This window comes from Streptomyces sp. NP160, from assembly GCF_006335115.1.
In the GTDB taxonomy this organism is placed as follows: domain Bacteria; phylum Actinomycetota; class Actinomycetes; order Actinomycetales; family Quadrisphaeraceae; genus Quadrisphaera.
In genome coordinates this window covers 22,154-39,746 of the sequence record NZ_VDMJ01000042.1, presented here as the reverse complement: position 1 = coordinate 39,746, position 17,593 = coordinate 22,154, and the positions used below count along the sequence as shown (strand labels likewise).

Sequence of the window (17,593 nt, the reverse complement as noted above, 5' to 3'; positions counted from 1 at the left end):
GCTCGGCGGCGCCGCCGAGCACGGCGGTGCCCGAGAGCGTCGGTCGGCTGACGCCGTCGCTGCCGGTGGTGCTGGCGATGGTGCCGCCGGTGGTCACCACCACGACCAGCGGAGGAGAGGTGCTCGTGGACACGGCGGAGTCGGGGCTCACGCGCACGATGATGGCGGCTGGCAGGGTGGGGGCGTGCCCCTGGACGAGCGCGACCTCGCGCACCTGACCCGCTGCGTCGACCTCGCCGAGGAGGCCGTCGAGGCCGGTGACGAGCCGTTCGGGTCGCTGCTCGTGAGCGCCGCCGGGGAGGTCCTCGTCGAGGACCGCAACCGCGTCGGGGGCGGCGACGGCACGCGCCACCCCGAGCTGGCGCTGGCGCAGTGGGCGGGCGCGCACCTGCCGGTGGGGCAGCGCGCCTCGACCACGGTCTACACGTCCGGCGAGCACTGCCCGATGTGCTCGGCCGCGCACGGGTGGGTGGGCCTGGGGCGCATCGTGGTCGCCACGACCACCGGGCAGCTCACCGCCTGGCGCCGCGAGCTGGGCGTCGCCGACGGCGGCGGGCCCGTGCGTGTGGCCACGCTGCCCGTCAGCGCCGTGCTGCCGGGTGCGGAGGTGGACGGCCCGGCCCCGCAGCTGGCCGACCGGGTGCGCGCGCTGCACGCGCGGAGCCTGCGGAGGTAGGAGCCCGCGCGGGCCCGTCACCGACCTCGCTCGCCGGTCCTGCGATCAGACCACCGCCAGCCCTAGGCTCGCGGGCGTGCACCACCCGCCCGCGCCTCCGTCCGCCTGCCGCCTCCGTCCGGCAGGGGTGCAGCGGTGAGCGGCGGGCTGTTCGCGCTCCTGGACGACGTCGCCGCGCTGGTGCGGATGTCGGCGGCGTCCATCGACGACGTCGCCGCCGCCACCGGCCGCGCCAGCGCCAAGGCCGCCGGCGTGGTGGTGGACGACGCCGCGGTGACGCCCCGCTACGTGCAGGGCATCGAGCCGAAGCGCGAGCTGTCGATCATCTGGCGCATCACCAAGGGCTCGCTGCGCAACAAGCTGCTCATCATCCTGCCGGTGGCGCTGCTGCTGAGCGCGTTCCTGCCGTGGCTGCTCACGCCGATCCTCATGCTCGGCGGGCTCTACCTGTCCTACGAGGGCGCAGAGAAGATCTGGGAGAAGGTCCAGCACAGGCGCGGCTCCGGGCACGGGCACGCCGCCCCCGCCGAGGACGACGCCGCGGGGACCCAGGACCCCGCCGAGCGGGAGAAGGGCATCGTCTCCTCGGCGGTGCGCACCGACCTCATCCTGTCCGCCGAGATCATGGTGATCGCGCTCAACGAGGTCGAGGCCGAGCCGCTGTGGGAGCGGGCGGTCATCCTCGCCGTCGTCGCGGTGTTCATCACCGCGGTCGTGTACGGCGCGGTGGGGCTGATCGTGAAGATGGACGACATCGGGCTCGCGCTGTCGCAGCGGAGGTCCTCCGGCGTCGCGGCGTTCGGGCGCGGGCTGGTCAAGGCGATGCCGGTGGTGCTCTCGACGCTGTCGACCGTGGGCGTGGTCGCGATGCTCTGGGTGGGCGGTCACATCCTGCTCGTGGGCACCGACGAGCTCGGCTGGCACGGCCCCTACGGCCTGGTGCACCACGTGGAGGAGGCCGTGCACGAGGCCACCGGCGCGCTGGGCGGGGTGCTCGGGTGGCTGACCAACACGGCGTTCTCGGCGCTGGTCGGTGCGGTGGTCGGTGCGGTGGTCGTCGCCGTCATGCACCTCGTCCCGCGGCGCGGCGGCAAGGCGCACGGCGCCGCCGCCCACTGACCCCTCCCCCTCCTCGACCGTCGAGGGGGCGCGGTCCCCGGTCAGCTCGCGGGCGAGGGCGGCAGGACGCAGAGCTCGTTGCCGGACGGGTCGGCGAAGACCAGCCAGGGCAGCTCCCCCGGGGCCGACAGGGACGTGGCGCCCAGGGCGCGCATGCGCTCGACCACCGCGGCTTCGCCGTCGTCGTCCTGCTCCGCGGGGTCCGAGGCGTCGCGGCGCACGTCGAGGTGGATCCGGTTCTTGCCCGCTGCCCCGGACGGCTTCGGACGCGGCTCCGGGCACAGGGCCAGCAGCGGCCCGACGCCCCGCGGGTGGCGCAGGGCCGGCGCACCCCCGACGTCGCCCGTGCGCTGCCAGCCGGTGACGGCAGCCCAGAAGGTGGCGTCGCGCTCGGGGTCGGCGCTGTCGAGCGGCAGGTACACGACGGGCCCGCTGGTGCCCTCGTAGCCGGGGCGGTCCGGCATGACGCAGAAGGGACCGCCCTCCGGGTCGGCCAGGACGGTCCAGGGCACGTCGTCGCCCTGGCCGACGTCGGCCGGCTCGGCACCGAGGCAGCGCAGCCGCTGCACCACCTGCTCCTGCGCGTCAGCGCCGCGCAGGTCGAGGTGGAGGCGCGGCGGCGCGTCCGAGGGGTGCTCCACCCGCGGGAAGCAGAGGTCGAGGAAGGCGCCGGTGGCCTCGTCGAGCACCAGGCGCGCCTCGAGCAGGTCCGGCTCGTCGGTGATGACCTCGGCGCCGAGCGCCGCGGCCCAGAAGCCGCCCAGCGCGCGGGGGTCGCGGGCGTCCCAGACGACGTTCTCGAGCCTCACCGCCCCAGGGTGCTCCTCCCCAGCGCGAGGGCGGAGTCCAGGGTCAGGACCGGAGCGATCCTGACCCTGGACTCCGCCCTCGCGGCTGCCGGTGGGCTCAGCCGAAGACGTCGGGGTCCGGGCCGAGGCGCTGGCCGCGCTCGAGCCCGGCGATGGCGCTCATGTCCTCGTCGGTGAGCTCGAAGCCGAACAGGTCGATGTTGGAGCGGATCCGCGCGGGCGTCACCGACTTCGGGATGACGATGTTCCCCAGCTGCAGGTGCCAGCGCAGCACCACCTGGGCGGGCTCCTTGCCGTGCGCGGCGGCGATCTTGCCGATGGTCTCGTCGGCGAGGAGGTCACCGCCCTGCCCGATCGGGCTCCACGCCTCGGTGGCGATGCCGTGCTCGGCGTGGAAGGCGCGCAGGTCCTCCTGCTGCATCCACGGGTGCAGCTCCACCTGGTTCACCGAGGGCACCACGCCGGTCTCGTCGAACAGCGCGCGCAGGTGGGTCTTCTGGAAGTTGGAGACGCCGATCGACCGGATGCGCCCGGCCTCCTTGAGCTCGGCGAAGGTCTTCCAGACCTCCACGAAGTTCTGCTGGTCGGAGCCGGGCCAGTGGATGAGCCACAGGTCGAGGCGCTCCAGCTGCAGCTTGGCCATCGAGTCGTCGAAGGCGGCGAGCGCGGCGTCGCGGCCGCCGGCGCGGTCGCCGTTGGCGAGCTTGGTGGTGACGAAGACGTCCTCGTGGGTCAGGCCGAGGCTGTCCTGCGCGGTGCGCAGCGCGTCACCGACGCCGGCCTCGTTGCGGTACCCGGCCGCGGTGTCCACGTGCCGGTACCCGGCGGACAGGGCCTCCAGCACCGTCTCGTCGGTCTTGTCCGGGGAGACCTGGAACACGCCGAGGCCGACCTGCGGGATCTGGACGCCGTCGTTCAGGGTCACGAAGGGCACGCTGGTGCCGTACTCGAGAGGCATCACCCGACCGTAGGCGCGCTCCCCCGAGGCGGCACCTCGGCCTCGCTCTGCCCAGGCCGCCGTCGCCAGCCCGTGCCAGGTCGCCGAGCAGTGTCAGGTCGTGGGGCCCGGACGCGGCCTGGTGAGGCTGGCCCTGCGGCAGGACCTGCCACCGGTCGTTCGGGAAGCCCGTGATCACGGTGGGGACGGGAGGTCGCCCGGCGCCGCGCCCCCCAGGAACGCGGCGCCGGACGAGGTCTCAGGCCAGCAGGTCGTCGACGAGGGTCGACGGCGTGCCGAAGCGGTGCGCGGTGGCGCTGACGGCCTGCTCGTGGAGGAACGGCAGCAGCTCCAGCCGGCCGGAGGCGGTGACCTGGCCGTGCCACACGGCGAGGTCGGGGCGCCCACCGGTGGCCTCGGCCAGCGCGGTCGCCGCGTCGGCCGCGCCCTCGGCGGCACCGGCCGGGCCGACGAGCCTCACGCGCGACAGCTGCGACGCGGGCAGCGCCGCCGCGCGGGCCAGCCAGGCGCCGTCGTCCTCGACGACCGCGGAGGGCGCGCACCCCAGCGGCGCGGCGAGCGACACCTCGACGCGCGCTCCGGTGCGGGACGCGGCGGCCAGCACGCGCTCGACGTCGACGGGCGAGGCGCCCTCGACGGCGCGCACGGTGACGGGCGTCTGCACGTGGCGCAGCCAGTTGCGCTCGGAGACCAGGCCCGAGGGGTCCTGGGGGCTTCCCAGCAGGGACTCCCACGCGTCGGCGTCCGAGGCGGCGGAGCGGGCCAGGAACGCCTCGCCGTCGAGCTGGTCGGCGCGCTCCCAGCGGGTCAGGCCCAGCAGGTAGGACGGGCCGCCCGCCTTGGTGCCGGCACCGACGGCGGAGCGCTTCCAGCCGCCGAACGGCTGGCGCTGCACGATGGCGCCGGTGGTGCCGCGGTTGACGTAGAGGTTGCCGGCCTGGACGCGCGAGGCCCACAGGCGCAGCTCGCCGGCGTCGAGGGAGTGGATGCCGGACGTCAGGCCGTAGTCGACCTCGTTGACGATCTCGACGGCCTCCTCCAGCGTGCGCGCCGTCATGACGCCGAGCACGGGACCGAACACCTCGGTGCGGTGGTACGTCGAGCCGCGGGCCACGCCGGAGCGGATGCCCGGCGTCCACAGCCGGCCCTCCAGCGACGGCCCGTCCGCCGGAGCGGGCAGGGCGCGCGGCGCGAGGGCCCAGCGCTGCCCGGGCTCCAGCTCGGTGAGGCCCCAGTGCAGTGACGAGCCGGGCTCGGGGCGCTCGATCACCGGCCCGACCTGCGTGCGCGGGTCCCAGGGGGCGCCGACCACGAGGGACGCGGCGGCGTCGAGCAGCTGGTCGTGGAAGCGGCGAGAGGTGGCCACCGACCCGACGAGCACGACGACCGAGCTCGCCGAGCACTTCTGCCCGGCGTGCCCGAACGCCGACGCCACGACGTCCTTGGCGGCGAGGTCGAGGTCGGCCGACGGGGTCACGATCATCGCGTTCTTGCCGGAGGTCTCCGCGAGCAGCGGCAGGTCGGCGCGGAAGGTGCGGAACAGCTCGGCGGTGGCGTACGCGCCGGTGAGGATGACGCGGTCCACGCGGGGCGAGCTCACGAGCTGGCGCCCCAGGCCGCCCTCGTCGACCGTCACCACGCGCAGCGCGTCCGACGCGCCGGCCTCGGCCAGGGCGGAGGCGATGGCGTCGGCGAGCACCGCACCGCAGCGCTGCGCGGGCTCGGCGGGCTTGAGGACGACGGCGGAGCCCGCCGCCAGCGCCGCGAGCACGCCTCCGGCGGGGATGGCCACCGGGAAGTTCCACGGCGGGGTGACCAGCGTGAGGCGGGCGGGCACGGCCCGGACGCCGTCGCGGGCCTCGATCGCCTCCAGCTCGGCGGCGAGCCCGGCGTAGTAGTGGGCGAAGTCGACGGCCTCGGAGATCTCCGGGTCGGCCTGGTCAGCGGTCTTGCCGGCCTCGGAGGCCATGACCTCGAGCAGCTCGGCGCGGCGCGCCTCCAGCGCCCGGCCCGCGGCGTGCAGCACGGCGGCCCGCAGGTGAGCGGGACGGCCCCCCCAGGCCGCACCGGCGTCGGCGGTCGCAGCCAGCAGGTCGTCGAGGAGGTCGGCGTCGTCGACCAGCGAGCCGGCGGCGCTGTGGCGCCCGGTGGTGCCGACCGTCGACGTGGCGGCGCGGGACAGCGCCCCCCGCACCCAGGCGCGGTGGCCCGCGACGGCCGGGTCGGAGTCGGGGGTGTTGACGAAGCCCTTCCCGGCCTCCCCCGGTGCGTGCGGCAGCGCCAGGTACCGGTCCGTCGGCTGCTCGTAGCGGCGGTGCGCCGGCGGAGGCGCGTCGGCGTCGCCGTGCTCGGCCAGGGCCTGGTCGCGCCAGACGGCCAGCAGCTGCAGGGACTCCTCGTGCCGGGCCAGCTCGCGGGCGAACAGCGGGCCGTCCGCGGTGATCTCGGTGATGGCCGACATGAAGTTGTCGGGGCTGGCCACCTCCTCGAGGCGGCGGACGAGGTAGGCGATGGCCACGTCGAACTCCCGCGGGTGCACGACGGGCGTGTAGAGCAGCAGCGAGCCGGTCTCGCGGCGCACGGCGGCGGCCTGCCCGGCGGCCATGCCGAGCAGCATCTCCACCTCCATGCCGGCGCGAGCGCCGCGGGCACCGGCGAGCAGCCAGGCGTGGGCGATGTCGAAGAGGTTGTGGCCGGCCACGCCGAGCCGGACGTTGGCCGTGCGCTCGGGGGTGAGCGCCCAGTCCAGCACCCGCTTGTAGTGCGCGTCGGAGGCGGCCTTGGTGCCCCAGGTGGCCAGCGGCCAGCCGTGGACGTCGGCGTCGACGTGCTCCATGGACAGGTTGGCGCCCTTGACCAGGCGCACCTTGATGGGGGCTCCCCCGGCGGCGACGCGGGCGGCGGCCCAGGACTGCAGCTGCTGCATGGCGGCGAGGGCGTCGGGCAGGTAGGCCTGCAGCACGATCCCGGCCTCGTAGCGCTGCAGGGCGGGGCGGTCGAGGAGCCGGGTGAAGACCTCGATCGTGAGGTCGAGGTCCTTGTACTCCTCCATGTCGAGGTTGAGGAACGTCGGACGTCCGGCGGTCGCGGCAGCGGTCTCGTACAGCGGGGCGAGGCGGGCGACGACGTGCTCGACGTCCTCCTCGAACCCCCAGGGCGCGTGCGGGCCGACCACGGCGGAGGTCTTCACCGAGACGTAGTCGACGTCGGGGCGCTCCACGAGGCGGCGCAGGCCGGCGAGGCGGCGGTCGGCCTCGCGCCCGCCGAGCACGGCCTCGCCGAGCAGGTTGAGGTTGAGGCGCACCGGCGCCTCGGGGGTCCCGGAGCGGCGGATGCGGGCGAGGCTCCTGCCGAGCTTGGCCTCGGTCGCGTCGACGAGGAGGTGACCGACCATCTCCCGCAGCGCCCGCTTGGCGGCGGGGACGACGACGCCGGGCGCGACCGGGCCGAGCGCGCCGCCGGCCTTCACGGCCGACCGCAGCGCCGGGGACAGGAAGGACGGCGGGCGCTGCGCGAGGCGGCGCAGCACGGCGGCGCCGGCGGCCGGGTCCTCGGGCCGGACCACGCCGTCCACGAAGCCGGTGGCGAACGCCAGGCCGTCCGGGTCGCGCAGGAGGCCGGCCAGCTGACCCGCGGCGCGGGCCTCGGCGCCCTTGACGGGGTGGGCGGCCGCCTCGTCGAGCCAGCGGCGGACCAGCGCGGCGACGTCCTCGACGCGCACCTGCGGCGCAGAGGAGGTGCTGCTCTCGGGGGTGGCGGTCGAGGTCATGGGAGGAGTCTGCGCCGGTCCCGACCGGAGCAACAGGTCATCACCGGTGAGCGTTGAGGGGCAGTACCGTTCACCCAGGACGATGGTTCGCGAGAGGAGGCCGGGGCACCGGTGCTCGACGTCAGGCGGTTGCTGCTGCTGCGCGAGGTGGCCACCCGCGGCACGCTCGCCGCGGCCGCGGAGTCGCTCAGCTACTCGCCCTCCCACGTCTCCCAGCAGCTGGCGCTGCTCGCCAAGGAGGCCGGCGCGCCGCTGCTGCGCCGCACCGGTCGCCGCGTGGTGCTGACCGCCGAGGCCGAGGAGCTCGTCGCCGCCGCCGGGGAGGTCCTCGAGGTGCTGGAGCGCGCGCGGGCCCGGGTGGCCGTCACCGCGCGCGAGCGCGCCGGGAGCTCGTCCGCGCCCGTGACCGGGAGGGTGCGCCTGGCGGTCTTCCAGTCCGCCGCCCTGGCGCTGCTGCCGGGAGCGCTGCGCGCACTGGCCACCGCCCACCCCGCCCTGCGCGTGGAGGTGGTGCAGGCCGAGCCCGGCGCCGCCCTGGAGGAGCTGGCCCTGAGGGACCTCGCGCGCGACTTCGACGTCGTCGTCGCCGAGGAGTACCCGGCGCACTCCGCGCCGCACCTGCCGGGTCTGGTGCGCACCGAGCTGGTCCGCGACGCGCTGCGCCTGGCGCTGCCGCCGGAGCACCTCGCGCCCGACGTCCACGCCCTCACCGACCTCGTGACGGGGGCGCCGGGGCTGCCGTGGGTCGCCGAGCCGGAGGGCACCGCCAGCCGGCACTTCGCCGAGCAGACCTGCCGCACCCGGGGCTTCGAGCCGGACGTCCGGTTCACCAGCGCCGACCTGCAGACCCACCTGCGCCTGGTGGAGACCGGCTGCGCCGTCGCCCTGCTGCCCGACCTCGTGCACGCCGGGCGCGAGACCGCCGCTCGCCTGGTGGAGCTGCCCGGCTCCCCGCGCCGCACGGTGTTCGCCGCGCAGCGCGCCGCGGCGTCGGGTCAGCCCGCGCTCGCCGTCGTCGTCGACGCCCTCAAGGCCCAGGCGGCTCCTCCCTCCCCCTGACACCCTGCCCACCCGTGACGGTCGAGGAGCAGAGGGGGGCTGCGGTCAGCGCGACGACGTGACCGCGTCGTGGACGGCGGAGGCGACCACGAGGTCCTGCCACGCCATCCCCGTGCCCTTGAACACCACCGCTCCGGACGGGACGGGCGCCCGACCGGTCACGAGGTCGGCCAGGGGCAGCAGGTCGCCCTCCCCGAGCGCGCCCTCCGCGATCGCCATGACGACGTCGCCGGCCTCGCGCAGCGCCGTGACGGGGTCCTCCACCACGACCGTCGCACGGGCCAGCAGCGCTGCGTCCAGCTCGCGCCGGTCCGGCTCGTGGGACCCGACGGCGGCGACGACGACGTCGTCGCGCAGCACCCGGGAGTCGAACAGCGGCTCCCCCGCCGACGTGGCGCACACCACGACGTCGGCCGCCGCCAGCGCGTCCCGTGCGTCCGGGGAGCCGAGGGCCTGCAGACCGCCGCCCACGTCGCAGACCAGCGCGGAGCGCGCGGGCTCCCTGACGCGGGTGGGGTCGCGGACGAGCACGTCGAGACGACCCACCGGTCGGTCCACCGGCGTCCCCGGCCCCAGCGACGCCATCAGCGCGGCGGCGTGCCCCTGCGCCTGGACCCCGCTGCCGACGACGACGGCCCGCAGCGGCCCGCCGGGCCGGCCGGCCAGCACGGACTGCACGGCGAGCAACGACGTCGCAGGGGTGCGCGACCGCGTGAGCGACGGACCGTCGAGCGTGGCCAGAGGCACGAGCGTCGACGCGTCGAGGAGGACGTAGACGCCCGTGATGCGGGGCAACCCGAGCGCGGCGTTGCCCGGGACGACGAACGCCAGCTTCACCCCCGCCCGGTCGCCCACCGCCGCGGGCATCGTGAGCAGCTCGCCGCTGCCGAGGGCGGTGCTCGTGCGGGGCGGGGCGGCCGCGGGATCGAGCCCGGCGAGCAGCGCCTCGCGCAGCAGGTCGGTGGCCCGGCGGGGGCCGACGGAGCCCAGCACGCGGTCGGCGTCGTGGTGGGGCAGCGCTGCGGAGGTCACGGCGCGCGAGCCTGGCACAGGTGCGGAGCACCGCTGTCGTCGCTGTGCTGTCCGCCCGGGAGGCGGTGCCGGGTCCGGGCGCGCAGCACACGAGATCACCCCGCCGCCGCCGTACGTTCCCGCACCACCAGACCGGTCCTGGAGACGGCCGCGGGACCGGCGACCTGCACGACGAGGAGCAGCGCATGCCCGAGCACGCGCACCCGGGGCGAGCCCGGGTCAGCATGGACATCGGCGGGACCTTCACCGACGTCGTCCACTACGACGAGACCACCGGCGCGGTGACCGCGACGAAGGCGTCCACCACCCCGGCGGACCTGTCCGACGGGGTCCTGGCCGGCCTGGGCGCCGTCGTGGCCTCCCCGGCGGAGATCTCGTTCCTCGTGCACGGGACCACCCAGGGGCTCAACGCCTTCCTCGAGCGGCGCGGCGTGCCCGTGCTCCTCCTGGCCTCCGCGGGCGTCGAGGACAGCTACCACATCGCCCGCGGCACCCGGCGCCGGCTGTACGACCTGCACTACCGCAAGCCCGCTCCGCTGGTGCCGCGGCGCGACGTCGTCGGTGTCGGCGGCCGGATCGCCGCCGACGGCAGCGAGCTCGCGCCGCTGGACGAGGACGCCGTGCGCGCCGCCGCCAAGCGGGTCCGCGACGAGGGCCACGGGGCCGTCGCCGTCGCGCTCCTCTTCTCCTACGCCAACCCGGCCCACGAGCTGCGCGCCCGGGAGGTGCTGCGCGAGGAGCTCGGCCCCGACGTGTCCGTGTCGCTGTCGCACGAGGCGGCGAAGGAGTGGCGCGAGTACGAGCGCACCTCCTCGGCGGTGGTCGAGGCCTACACGGGCCCGGTCGTGCGCCGCTACCTTCAGCGCCTGGAGCGGCGCCTCGACGACGACGGCCTCGAGGTGCCGCTGCACGTCATGCAGTCCTCCGGCGGCATCGTCACCGCGGCCTCCGCGCAGGATCGGCCGCTGCAGACGCTGCTGTCCGGACCGGTGGGCGGGGCGATCGCGTGCGCCGAGCTGTCGGCGCGCAGCGGACGGCCCGACCTCATCGGCGTCGACATGGGCGGCACGTCCTTCGACGTCTCGCTCGTGGTCGACGGCGAGCCCGACGTCACCGCCGAGGCCGAGCTCGAGGGCCTGCCGATGCTCATGAGCATCGTCAACATCCACACGGTCGGCGCCGGCGGCGGGTCGGTGGCCTGGAGCGAGGCGGGCGGCCTGCGCGTCGGGCCGCGATCTGCGGGGGCCCGCCCGGGACCGGTCTGCTACGGCCGCGGCGGCACCGAGCCGACGGTCACCGACGCGAACCTCGTACTGGGGCGCATCGACCCCGAGGGCTTCGCCGGGGGCCAGATGACGCTCGACACCGCGGCCGCCGAGAGCGCCGTCGGGGCGCTCGGCGAGCGGTTCGGGCTCAGCGCGCAGGCGATGGCCGAGGGGATCTGCGACGTCGCGAACGCCACCATGGCGCAGGCGATCCGCACCATCACCGTCGCCCGGGGCATCGACCCGCGCGCCTCCTCGCTGGTCGCCTTCGGCGGCGCCGGCCCGATGCACGCGGTGTTCCTCGCGGACGAGCTGGGGATCCCCGAGGTGCTCGTCCCGCGGCTCCCGGGCGCGTTCTCGGCGTGGGGGATGCTGCACACCAAGATCCGGCGCGACTACACCGAGCCGCACTACCGCCTGGACGCCGACGTCGACGGCGAGCAGGTGCGGGCCGCGCTGGCCCGCCTGGAGCTGCAGGGGCTCGACGACCTCGCCGCCGAGGGGGTGCCCGAGGCCGAGCGCAGCGTCGCGCACGCCGTCGACGTCCGCTACGAGGCGCAGGAGTTCACCCTCACCGTGCCGATCACCGGTGCCGACGAGCCGCTGGAGGCCGGCTTCACCACCCGCATCGCCGAGCGCTTCACCGCCGCCCACCAGGCGCGGTACGGGCACGCCAACCCCGGCGCCCCGATCGAGCTGGTGACCCTGCGGACCACGGCCACCGGCGACCTCGGCGCCCCGCCGCGCCGGCCCCACCCGCGGGCCGAGAGCGACGGCTTCGCGAGCGGCACCCGCCGCGTGGTGTTCGCGGGCGCGGAGCACGACGCGCTCGTCGTCCACCGCGACGAGCTGCTCGCCGGGCACGCCTTCTCCGGTCCCGCCGTGGTGCTGGAGGGGACCGCCACCACGGTGGTGCCCCCGGCGCACACCGTCACCGTCGACGACGACGGCACCCTCGTCATCCGCCAGCAGGAGGCCAGCGCATGAGCACGCCGAGCACCACCGCCAGCACGACCGCCAGCACGACCGCCAGCACGACCGCCAGCACGACCGCCAGCACTCCCGCCGGCACCCCCGTCGACCCGGTCACCGTCGAGATCATCCGCAACGCGCTCAACGCCGCGGCGGACGACATGAACGCCACCCTGATCCGCTCCGCCTACACGCCGATCATCTACGAGGGCGGTGACTGCGTGGTCGCGCTGCTCGACGCCGACCACCAGGTGCTGGGCCAGTCGGCCGGGCTCCCGATCTTCCTGGGCAACCTCGAGACGTGCACCCTCGCCACCGAGGAGCGCTTCGGGCGCGAGGTGTGGCGGCCGGGCGACGTGTGGATCCTCAACGACTCCTACCTCGGCGGCACCCACCTCAACGACGTCACGATCTTCGGACCCGTCTTCGTGGGCGCGGCGACGGACGACGAGCAGCTCGTGGGCTTCACCGCCAGCCGCGCCCACTGGATCGACGTGGGCTCCAAGGACCCGGGCGGCTCCATGGACTCCACCTCGATCTTCCAGGAGGGTCTGCGCCTGGGGCCGCAGCGGCTCGTCGTCGGCGGGGTCGAGCAGGAGGGCCTGGTCGACGTCATCTCCACCAACGTCCGCTTCCCCTACCCGACGCTGGGCGACATGAGGGCGATGGTCGCCTGCATCACCATGGGCGAGAAGCGCCTGCAGGAGGTGGTGGAGCGCTTCGGCCTGGAGGTGCTCCTCGGAGCCCGCGACGAGATCTTCCGCCAGACCGAGGCGCTGGAGCGCGCAGTGATCGCCGAGATCCCCGACGGCGTGTACAGCGCCGAGGGCGTGCTCGACAGCGACGGCGTCACCCTCGACGTCCCCGTGCCGATCCGCCTGGACGTCACCGTGCGCGGCGAGACGATCGACTTCGACGTCACCGGCTCCGCCGACCAGCAGACCGGCCCGGTGAACTGCGGGGTGGCGCAGGCGGTCTCCGCTCTGCGGGTCGGCTACAAGCTCCTGGTCTCCCCCGACCTTCCCGGCAACGGCGGCAGCTTCCGCACCATGACCACCCAGGTCCGCCGGGGCTCGGTGCTCGGCGCCGTCGCCCCCGCCGCCTGCCAGTGGTACTTCTCCCACCTCGGCCTGCTCATCGACCTCGTGGCCAAGGCCCTCGCCCCAGCCGTGCCCGACCGGGTGGCGGGCGCCTCCTTCGGCGACTCGATGATCGTGCTGACGGCCGGGAACGACCCGCGCAACGGCCGCGACTACGTGACCCTCGAGGCGACCGTCGGCGGCTGGGGCGGCTGGGAGGGGAGCGACGGGGAGACGGCGCTCATCAACAACGTCAACGGCTCGCTGAAGGACCTGCCGGTGGAGGTGCTCGAGACGCGCTACCCGATGCGGATCACCGAGTACCGGGTGCGGCCCGACTCCGGCGGCGCCGGCAGGTTCCGCGGTGGTGACGGCGTGGTGCGGGAGTACGAGATGCTCACCGACTGCACGGTCTCGCTGTGGTTCGAGCGCTCGCAGCAGCCCGCATGGGGGTTGTTCGGCGGCCAGGACGCCGTCGGCCCCGACGTCGTCGTCAACCCCGGCCGCGCCGACGAGCGGCGGGTCCTCAAGGCCAACGGCATGCGCCTGCGCGCCGGCGACGTCCTGCGGTGCTCCACCGGCGGCGGGGGCGGCTACGGCCCGGCCGCGGAGCGCGACCCCCAGCGGGTCCGCGACGACGTGCTCGACGGCCACCTCACCCCGGCCGGCGCGCGCGACCAGTACGGCGTCGAGACGACCGCCTGACGGCCGGCCGGCCTGACCAGCCGGCCGGCGGCTCAGCCGCTGCCCGTGGTCCGCCACGCGCGCACCAGCCCGTGGCAGGCCACGTGCAGCGGCAGCCGCTGGGCCGGGTCGTCCAGGGCCAGGCCCAGCTCCCGCGCGCGGGCGGTGCGGGCGAGCACCGTGTTGCGGTGGACGCCCAGCTCGGCGGACGCCGCCACCAGCGAGCCGCCGTGGTCGAGCACCGCCGCGACCGTCTCGGCGAGCACGAGGCGGTCGCGCGCGGCGGCGAGCTGGGGCAGGGCGAGCGCGGCGACGTCGGCGACCGCGGGCGCGGAGACCTGGGCGAGCACAGCGCGGACGCCGACGTCCTCGAACCAGGTCACGCGTCCGCCGTCACTGCTGCCGGCGCGGGTGGCCAGGCGGGCCTCCTCCACCGAGCGCACCAGCCCGGCGGTGCCGCGGTGGCCCGCACCGACGCCCATCACCAGGCCGTGGTCCGCCAGGAGCTGCTCCACCCCGGCGGAGGAGCGGCGGCCGGCGGCCGGCGCGGGTTCATCGGGCGTGTTCTGCCAGGAGACCCACCCGCCCTCGTGGGGCACCAGCGGCCACCCCGGCCGCAGGCGGGACCACTGGGCGCGCAGGAGCTGCGTCAGCTCGGCCGCGGGCTCGTCGTCGTCCTCGCGGGCGCCCGCCCGCTCCAGGCGCACGGCGCGGTTGACGCCCTCGACCCTCCACCCCAGCTCGGCGCTCCAGCTGGGCGCCTCGCCCGCCGCGTCACGACCGGCGGGACCGGCAGCTGCGTCCAGCTCGCCGGGTGCGGGGCTCGAGCCACCGGCCGCGGGTCGGGCTGCGGCGCGCAGCACCGCGAACGCCGCGCGCTCGGCCTCCGCCTGCGCGGAGGTGTCCAGGCGGCGCTGCGCCCACGCCGCCAGCAGCGGCAGCCTCGCCAGGCGCAGCACGGACTCGGCGCTGCGCGCCTCGACGTCGGCCGCCACCGCGGAAGCGGCTTCGGGCAGCGAGGCCACCAGCGACGCCCGGGCGCGCCCGCCCGGTCCGTTCACCGCCATCCGCACCTCGCGGTAGCCCTCCCGCTGCTGCACCGCGGCTGCGCGGCCGGCGAGCACGGAGGTGCCAGTGACCAGGGCGACCACGCCGGGGGCCAGCTCGGCGTTGAGCACTCCCAGCACGCCGCGCACCGTCGACTGCTCCGCCAGCTCCTCCGCGCACCGGGCCACCCGCAGCGCCCTCGCCGACTCCGGGGCCGCGGTGCGCGCGGCGAGCTCCAGGGCGACGTCGACGGCGTCGTCGTCGACCACCACCAGCGCCGTGCCCAGCCGGCGGGCCAGCAGGGCGCTCGCACCGCTCATCGCCGCCCGGGGCACCACCACCCCGGCGGCACCCCGCTCCCACGCGACGTGCAGCGCCGCAGCCAGCGACCAGCCGCCTGTGGCCGCGCCCGCGTGCAGCACCACGAGGCTGTGCGCCGGCGTCCGCGCCAGCCTGTCGAAGGTCTCGGCCAGCTCCACGCCCAGCACCCGCTGGGCGGGGTCGGGCAGGACCGCCACCTCGCCTCGGGCGAGGGGGTCGACCCGGACCAGCTCGGCCAGCGCCAGCGGCGCCGTCACCCTGCTCATCGGCTGCTCACCGGCTCGCTCACCGGCGGCGGGGGTGGTCGAGGGGGATGCCGTGCGAGACCGGACCGACCATGGAGAGCGCCTCCGCGGAGTACCAGACGGGGTGGGCGGGGATGACCAGGACGTCGACGAGGTCGCCCGGCCACAGGCTGTCGAGCGGAGCGATGACCCCCCGCTCCACGTCGAGGAGGCTGATGAGGTCGGGGGCCGCCGCGGTGAGGGAGCCGTCGCTGAAGACGGCCACGACCTCGCTGCGCAGCTCCAGCCGCAGCTGGCGGTGGTCGGGGCCGACCTGCTCCACGACGACGCTGCTGGGGTGCGTGGGGATCGTCGCGTCGGTCGGCCGGGAGAGGTGCTCCAGCGCCACGATGCGGCCCCTGCCCACGCGGCGGCACCCGTTGACCGCGGCCAGGCGCGCCACCACGGTGTCCGGGTCCCGCGAGCCGAGCAGCACCCGACCGGCCTCGACCAGCCGGCTCACGGTGCCGAGCAGGCTGGCGGTGGCGAGCTCCCCAGCGGTGCTCGGGTAGGCGGCCAGGGCACCCCACCCGCCCAGGGCGTCGATGCCGGAGCGCAGCAGCGCGTCGGCGCGCCAGGCGTCCGGCACCCGCAGGCTGATGCTCTCCCCCGTGGTGCCGGCGACGACCAGCGGTGTCACCGGAAGACCCGCCAGGTGCATCGCGGTGTGGTGGATGAGGGCGAAGGTGCGTCCCATCCCGTCGGCATCGAGCAGCGGCACGCCCAGCTGGCAGGCCACAGCGGCGGGCACCAGCGCGCTCACCGTAGCCGCCGACAACGGCAGCACCGCTGCGACCGGCCGGCCGGTCAACCGCTCCAGCTCGCGCACGGCGCTGACGAACTCGTCACCCGTCGGCGGGAGGTCGGCCAGCGCGGCCCCGGAGCCGATGACACACACCGCCGCGCAGCCGACCTCCGGCGGCAGCGCCCGGGGCGGCACGAGCCGCAGCGGCCCGCCGCGCTCGAGCAGGTCGGTCAGCCACGCGACCGTCGCTTCCAGGCTCGAGGGCGCCAGCGACGGCGAGTAGAGCATCGAGCCCGCGGTGAGCGCCGGGACGTCTGCCGCGGTGAGCTGGCCGTCGCTCATCGACCGCTCATCGACCGCTCACCGGCCGACCCCGCCGACCCGCACCCGCACCCGCACCGTCCCCGCGCGGCTGTAGGGCACGGCCACGCTGGAGACCTCCACCACGTCGGCGCTGCCGGGCTCGGCGCCGTTGGCGGTGGCCAGGGCCGTGGCCCGCTGCACCGCGGCGCGCTGGACCGCCGCGAGGTCGTCGGCGGAGCCGATGGCGGTGATCTCGTCGAGCCACGACAGCGGCCGGGCCAGGGCCGCCCCGACGCACGCCAGCTCGTCCAGCTCACCACCGGCGACGACGTCGGGGACCCGGCCGCCGACGGAGGCAGCGCCCTCGACGCGGTCAGCGCGGTCAGCGGGCGGGGCGGAGGGACGCGCCCGGTCCAGCGCCACGGACGGGACCACCAGCTCGGCGGCGGGCTCGCCCACCACCAGGGGGCGCACCAGCGCGAGGCCGTTGCGCACCCCGGCGACGAGGTGGCCGCCGTCGGCCACCGGGAGCAGCACCCGGCAGCCGTCCTCGCCGGCGAGCTGCGCGGCGCCGAGCACGGCCGGGCCCAGGCCGCTGCCGAGCACCAGCACGGGCGCCGACCGCGCGCGCTCGGCGCTGAGCGACCCGCCGTCGCCGCGGCACAGCCGCAGCTCGGCCCCGCGGCGCCCCGCCCGGCGCCGCAGCACGGCCTCGGCGCGGTCCACCAGGGCGTCCACGGCGGCCCCGAGGGCGGCGTCCGCGACCACCGTCGCCTCCCGGGCGGCGCTGCCGTGCCCGCCGAAGTCGTGAGCGGCGCTGATGCGTGCGCCAGGCAGGGCGGCCTGCACCGCGTCGGCCACGGTCCGCTCGTGCACCGGTTGTCCGGCCGACCCCGCGGCGACCACGGCCACGCAGCGCGGCGCGGCCCCGGCGAGCTCTCCCACGACGGCGGTCAGCGCGGCGCGGTCGAGCAGCCGCAGCTCGCGGCCGAGCAGGTCGTGGCCGCCGGGCACCACCCAGCGGCAGCAGACCAGCGCCTCCACGAGCGCCGAGGGGTGGCGGGCGAGCGCCGGGTCGGTGCCGGCGCGCGGCGCGACGCGCACCACGGCGACCGGGTCGAGCAGCTCGGGGCGGTGCAGCAGGTGCTCCAGGTGCGGGCCGAGGTCGAGCACGACCGAGACCCGTCCGCTCGAAGGGCCGCCGGGCGCCTCCAGCACAGCGCCGAGGGCGGCGCCGAGCACCCGCTCCAGGGCGTCGGCGCCGGAGGCGCGCTCCACGTGCACGACCTCGGCGCCGGGCTCGCCCGGCGCACCGCCGCAGGGCCGCACGACCGCGGCGGTCGCGCCGTCGGGCCGGAGCTGGGCGCCGATGAGCGAGGGGCCGGTGTGCTGAGAGCACTCCGACCCCTCGCTCGGGGATGCTACGAGCACCACGGTCGCAGGCTAGCGCCGCTTCGCCACCCGTGACCGC

Annotated in this window: 12 protein-coding genes; 5 read left to right on the top strand and 7 right to left on the bottom strand. The window is 76.3% G+C overall.

What is annotated here, in order from left to right; genetic code table 11:
• Positions 1-184 precede the first annotated feature (184 nt).
• Positions 185-676 carry a nucleoside deaminase gene (locus FHN55_RS18960; RefSeq protein ID WP_218974822.1) on the top strand — a complete coding sequence of 164 codons (492 nt, stop codon included), beginning with the start codon at positions 185-187 and terminating at the stop codon, positions 674-676.
• A 135-nt stretch (positions 677-811) separates the two neighbouring features.
• The gene (locus FHN55_RS18955; protein WP_139713969.1) at positions 812-1,795 is read left to right on the top strand and encodes a DUF808 domain-containing protein; all 984 of its coding nucleotides are present in this window, start codon (positions 812-814) and stop codon (positions 1,793-1,795) included.
• A gap of 41 nt (positions 1,796-1,836) precedes the next feature.
• On the opposite strand, the gene FHN55_RS18950 is transcribed toward FHN55_RS18955, so the two are convergent.
• The 3 genes from FHN55_RS18950 to FHN55_RS18940 form a co-directional block, all read right to left on the bottom strand.
• The gene (locus FHN55_RS18950) at positions 1,837-2,604 is read right to left on the bottom strand and encodes a VOC family protein (protein ID WP_139713968.1); all 768 of its coding nucleotides are present in this window, start codon (positions 2,602-2,604) and stop codon (positions 1,837-1,839) included.
• 97 nt (positions 2,605-2,701) lie between these two features.
• Positions 2,702-3,562: an aldo/keto reductase gene (locus FHN55_RS18945; RefSeq protein ID WP_139713967.1), complete on the bottom strand. Its 861-nt coding sequence runs from the start codon at positions 3,560-3,562 to the stop codon at positions 2,702-2,704.
• A 238-nt stretch (positions 3,563-3,800) separates the two neighbouring features.
• On the bottom strand, positions 3,801-7,331 hold the full coding sequence (locus FHN55_RS18940) for a bifunctional proline dehydrogenase/L-glutamate gamma-semialdehyde dehydrogenase (RefSeq protein ID WP_139713966.1): 3,531 nt from the start codon (positions 7,329-7,331) through the stop codon (positions 3,801-3,803).
• A gap of 111 nt (positions 7,332-7,442) precedes the next feature.
• On the opposite strand from FHN55_RS18940, the gene FHN55_RS18935 reads away from it, so the two are divergent.
• The gene (locus tag FHN55_RS18935; protein ID WP_139713965.1) at positions 7,443-8,390 is read left to right on the top strand and encodes a LysR family transcriptional regulator; all 948 of its coding nucleotides are present in this window, start codon (positions 7,443-7,445) and stop codon (positions 8,388-8,390) included.
• 45 nt (positions 8,391-8,435) lie between these two features.
• On the opposite strand, the gene FHN55_RS18930 is transcribed toward FHN55_RS18935, so the two are convergent.
• Positions 8,436-9,422, bottom strand: coding sequence for an ornithine cyclodeaminase family protein (locus FHN55_RS18930; RefSeq protein ID WP_257571129.1), 987 nt, complete (start codon positions 9,420-9,422; stop codon positions 8,436-8,438).
• Between the two features lie 20 nt (positions 9,423-9,442).
• Here FHN55_RS18930 and FHN55_RS18925 point away from each other — a divergent pair, with 20 nt between their 5' ends.
• Together FHN55_RS18925 and FHN55_RS18920 are read left to right on the top strand one after the other, a co-directional pair.
• Positions 9,443-11,674, top strand: coding sequence for a hydantoinase/oxoprolinase family protein (locus tag FHN55_RS18925; RefSeq protein ID WP_257571128.1), 2,232 nt, complete (start codon positions 9,443-9,445; stop codon positions 11,672-11,674).
• Positions 11,671-13,443: a hydantoinase B/oxoprolinase family protein gene (locus tag FHN55_RS18920; RefSeq protein WP_139713964.1), complete on the top strand. Its 1,773-nt coding sequence runs from the start codon at positions 11,671-11,673 to the stop codon at positions 13,441-13,443. The genes FHN55_RS18925 and FHN55_RS18920 overlap by 4 nt, the downstream gene beginning before the upstream one ends.
• Positions 13,444-13,475: 32 nt before the next feature.
• On the opposite strand, the gene FHN55_RS18915 is transcribed toward FHN55_RS18920, so the two are convergent.
• Genes FHN55_RS18915 through FHN55_RS18905 form a run of 3 tightly spaced genes read right to left on the bottom strand, consistent with a single transcriptional unit; the run spans position 13,476 to position 17,556 of the window.
• Positions 13,476-15,056, bottom strand: a complete 1,581-nt coding sequence (locus FHN55_RS18915) for a CdaR family transcriptional regulator (RefSeq protein ID WP_139713963.1) — start codon at positions 15,054-15,056, stop codon at positions 13,476-13,478.
• 19 nt (positions 15,057-15,075) lie between these two features.
• Positions 15,076-16,161: a DUF917 domain-containing protein gene (locus tag FHN55_RS18910; RefSeq protein WP_139713962.1), complete on the bottom strand. Its 1,086-nt coding sequence runs from the start codon at positions 16,159-16,161 to the stop codon at positions 15,076-15,078.
• A gap of 18 nt (positions 16,162-16,179) precedes the next feature.
• A complete protein-coding gene (locus FHN55_RS18905; RefSeq protein WP_139713961.1) occupies positions 16,180-17,556 on the bottom strand; it encodes a hypothetical protein in 1,377 nt (458 codons plus the stop codon).
• Positions 17,557-17,593 lie beyond the last annotated feature (37 nt).

Coding starts and splice junctions, on each gene's coding strand:
- FHN55_RS18915 (WP_139713963.1), bottom strand. CDS start 15,056: ATGAGCAGGGTGACGGCGCCGCTGGCGCTGGCCGAGCTGGTCCGGGTC.
- FHN55_RS18920 (WP_139713964.1), top strand. CDS start 11,671: ATGAGCACGCCGAGCACCACCGCCAGCACGACCGCCAGCACGACCGCC.
- FHN55_RS18940 (WP_139713966.1), bottom strand. CDS start 7,331: ATGACCTCGACCGCCACCCCCGAGAGCAGCACCTCCTCTGCGCCGCAG.
- FHN55_RS18945 (WP_139713967.1), bottom strand. CDS start 3,562: ATGCCTCTCGAGTACGGCACCAGCGTGCCCTTCGTGACCCTGAACGAC.
- FHN55_RS18910 (WP_139713962.1), bottom strand. CDS start 16,161: ATGAGCGACGGCCAGCTCACCGCGGCAGACGTCCCGGCGCTCACCGCG.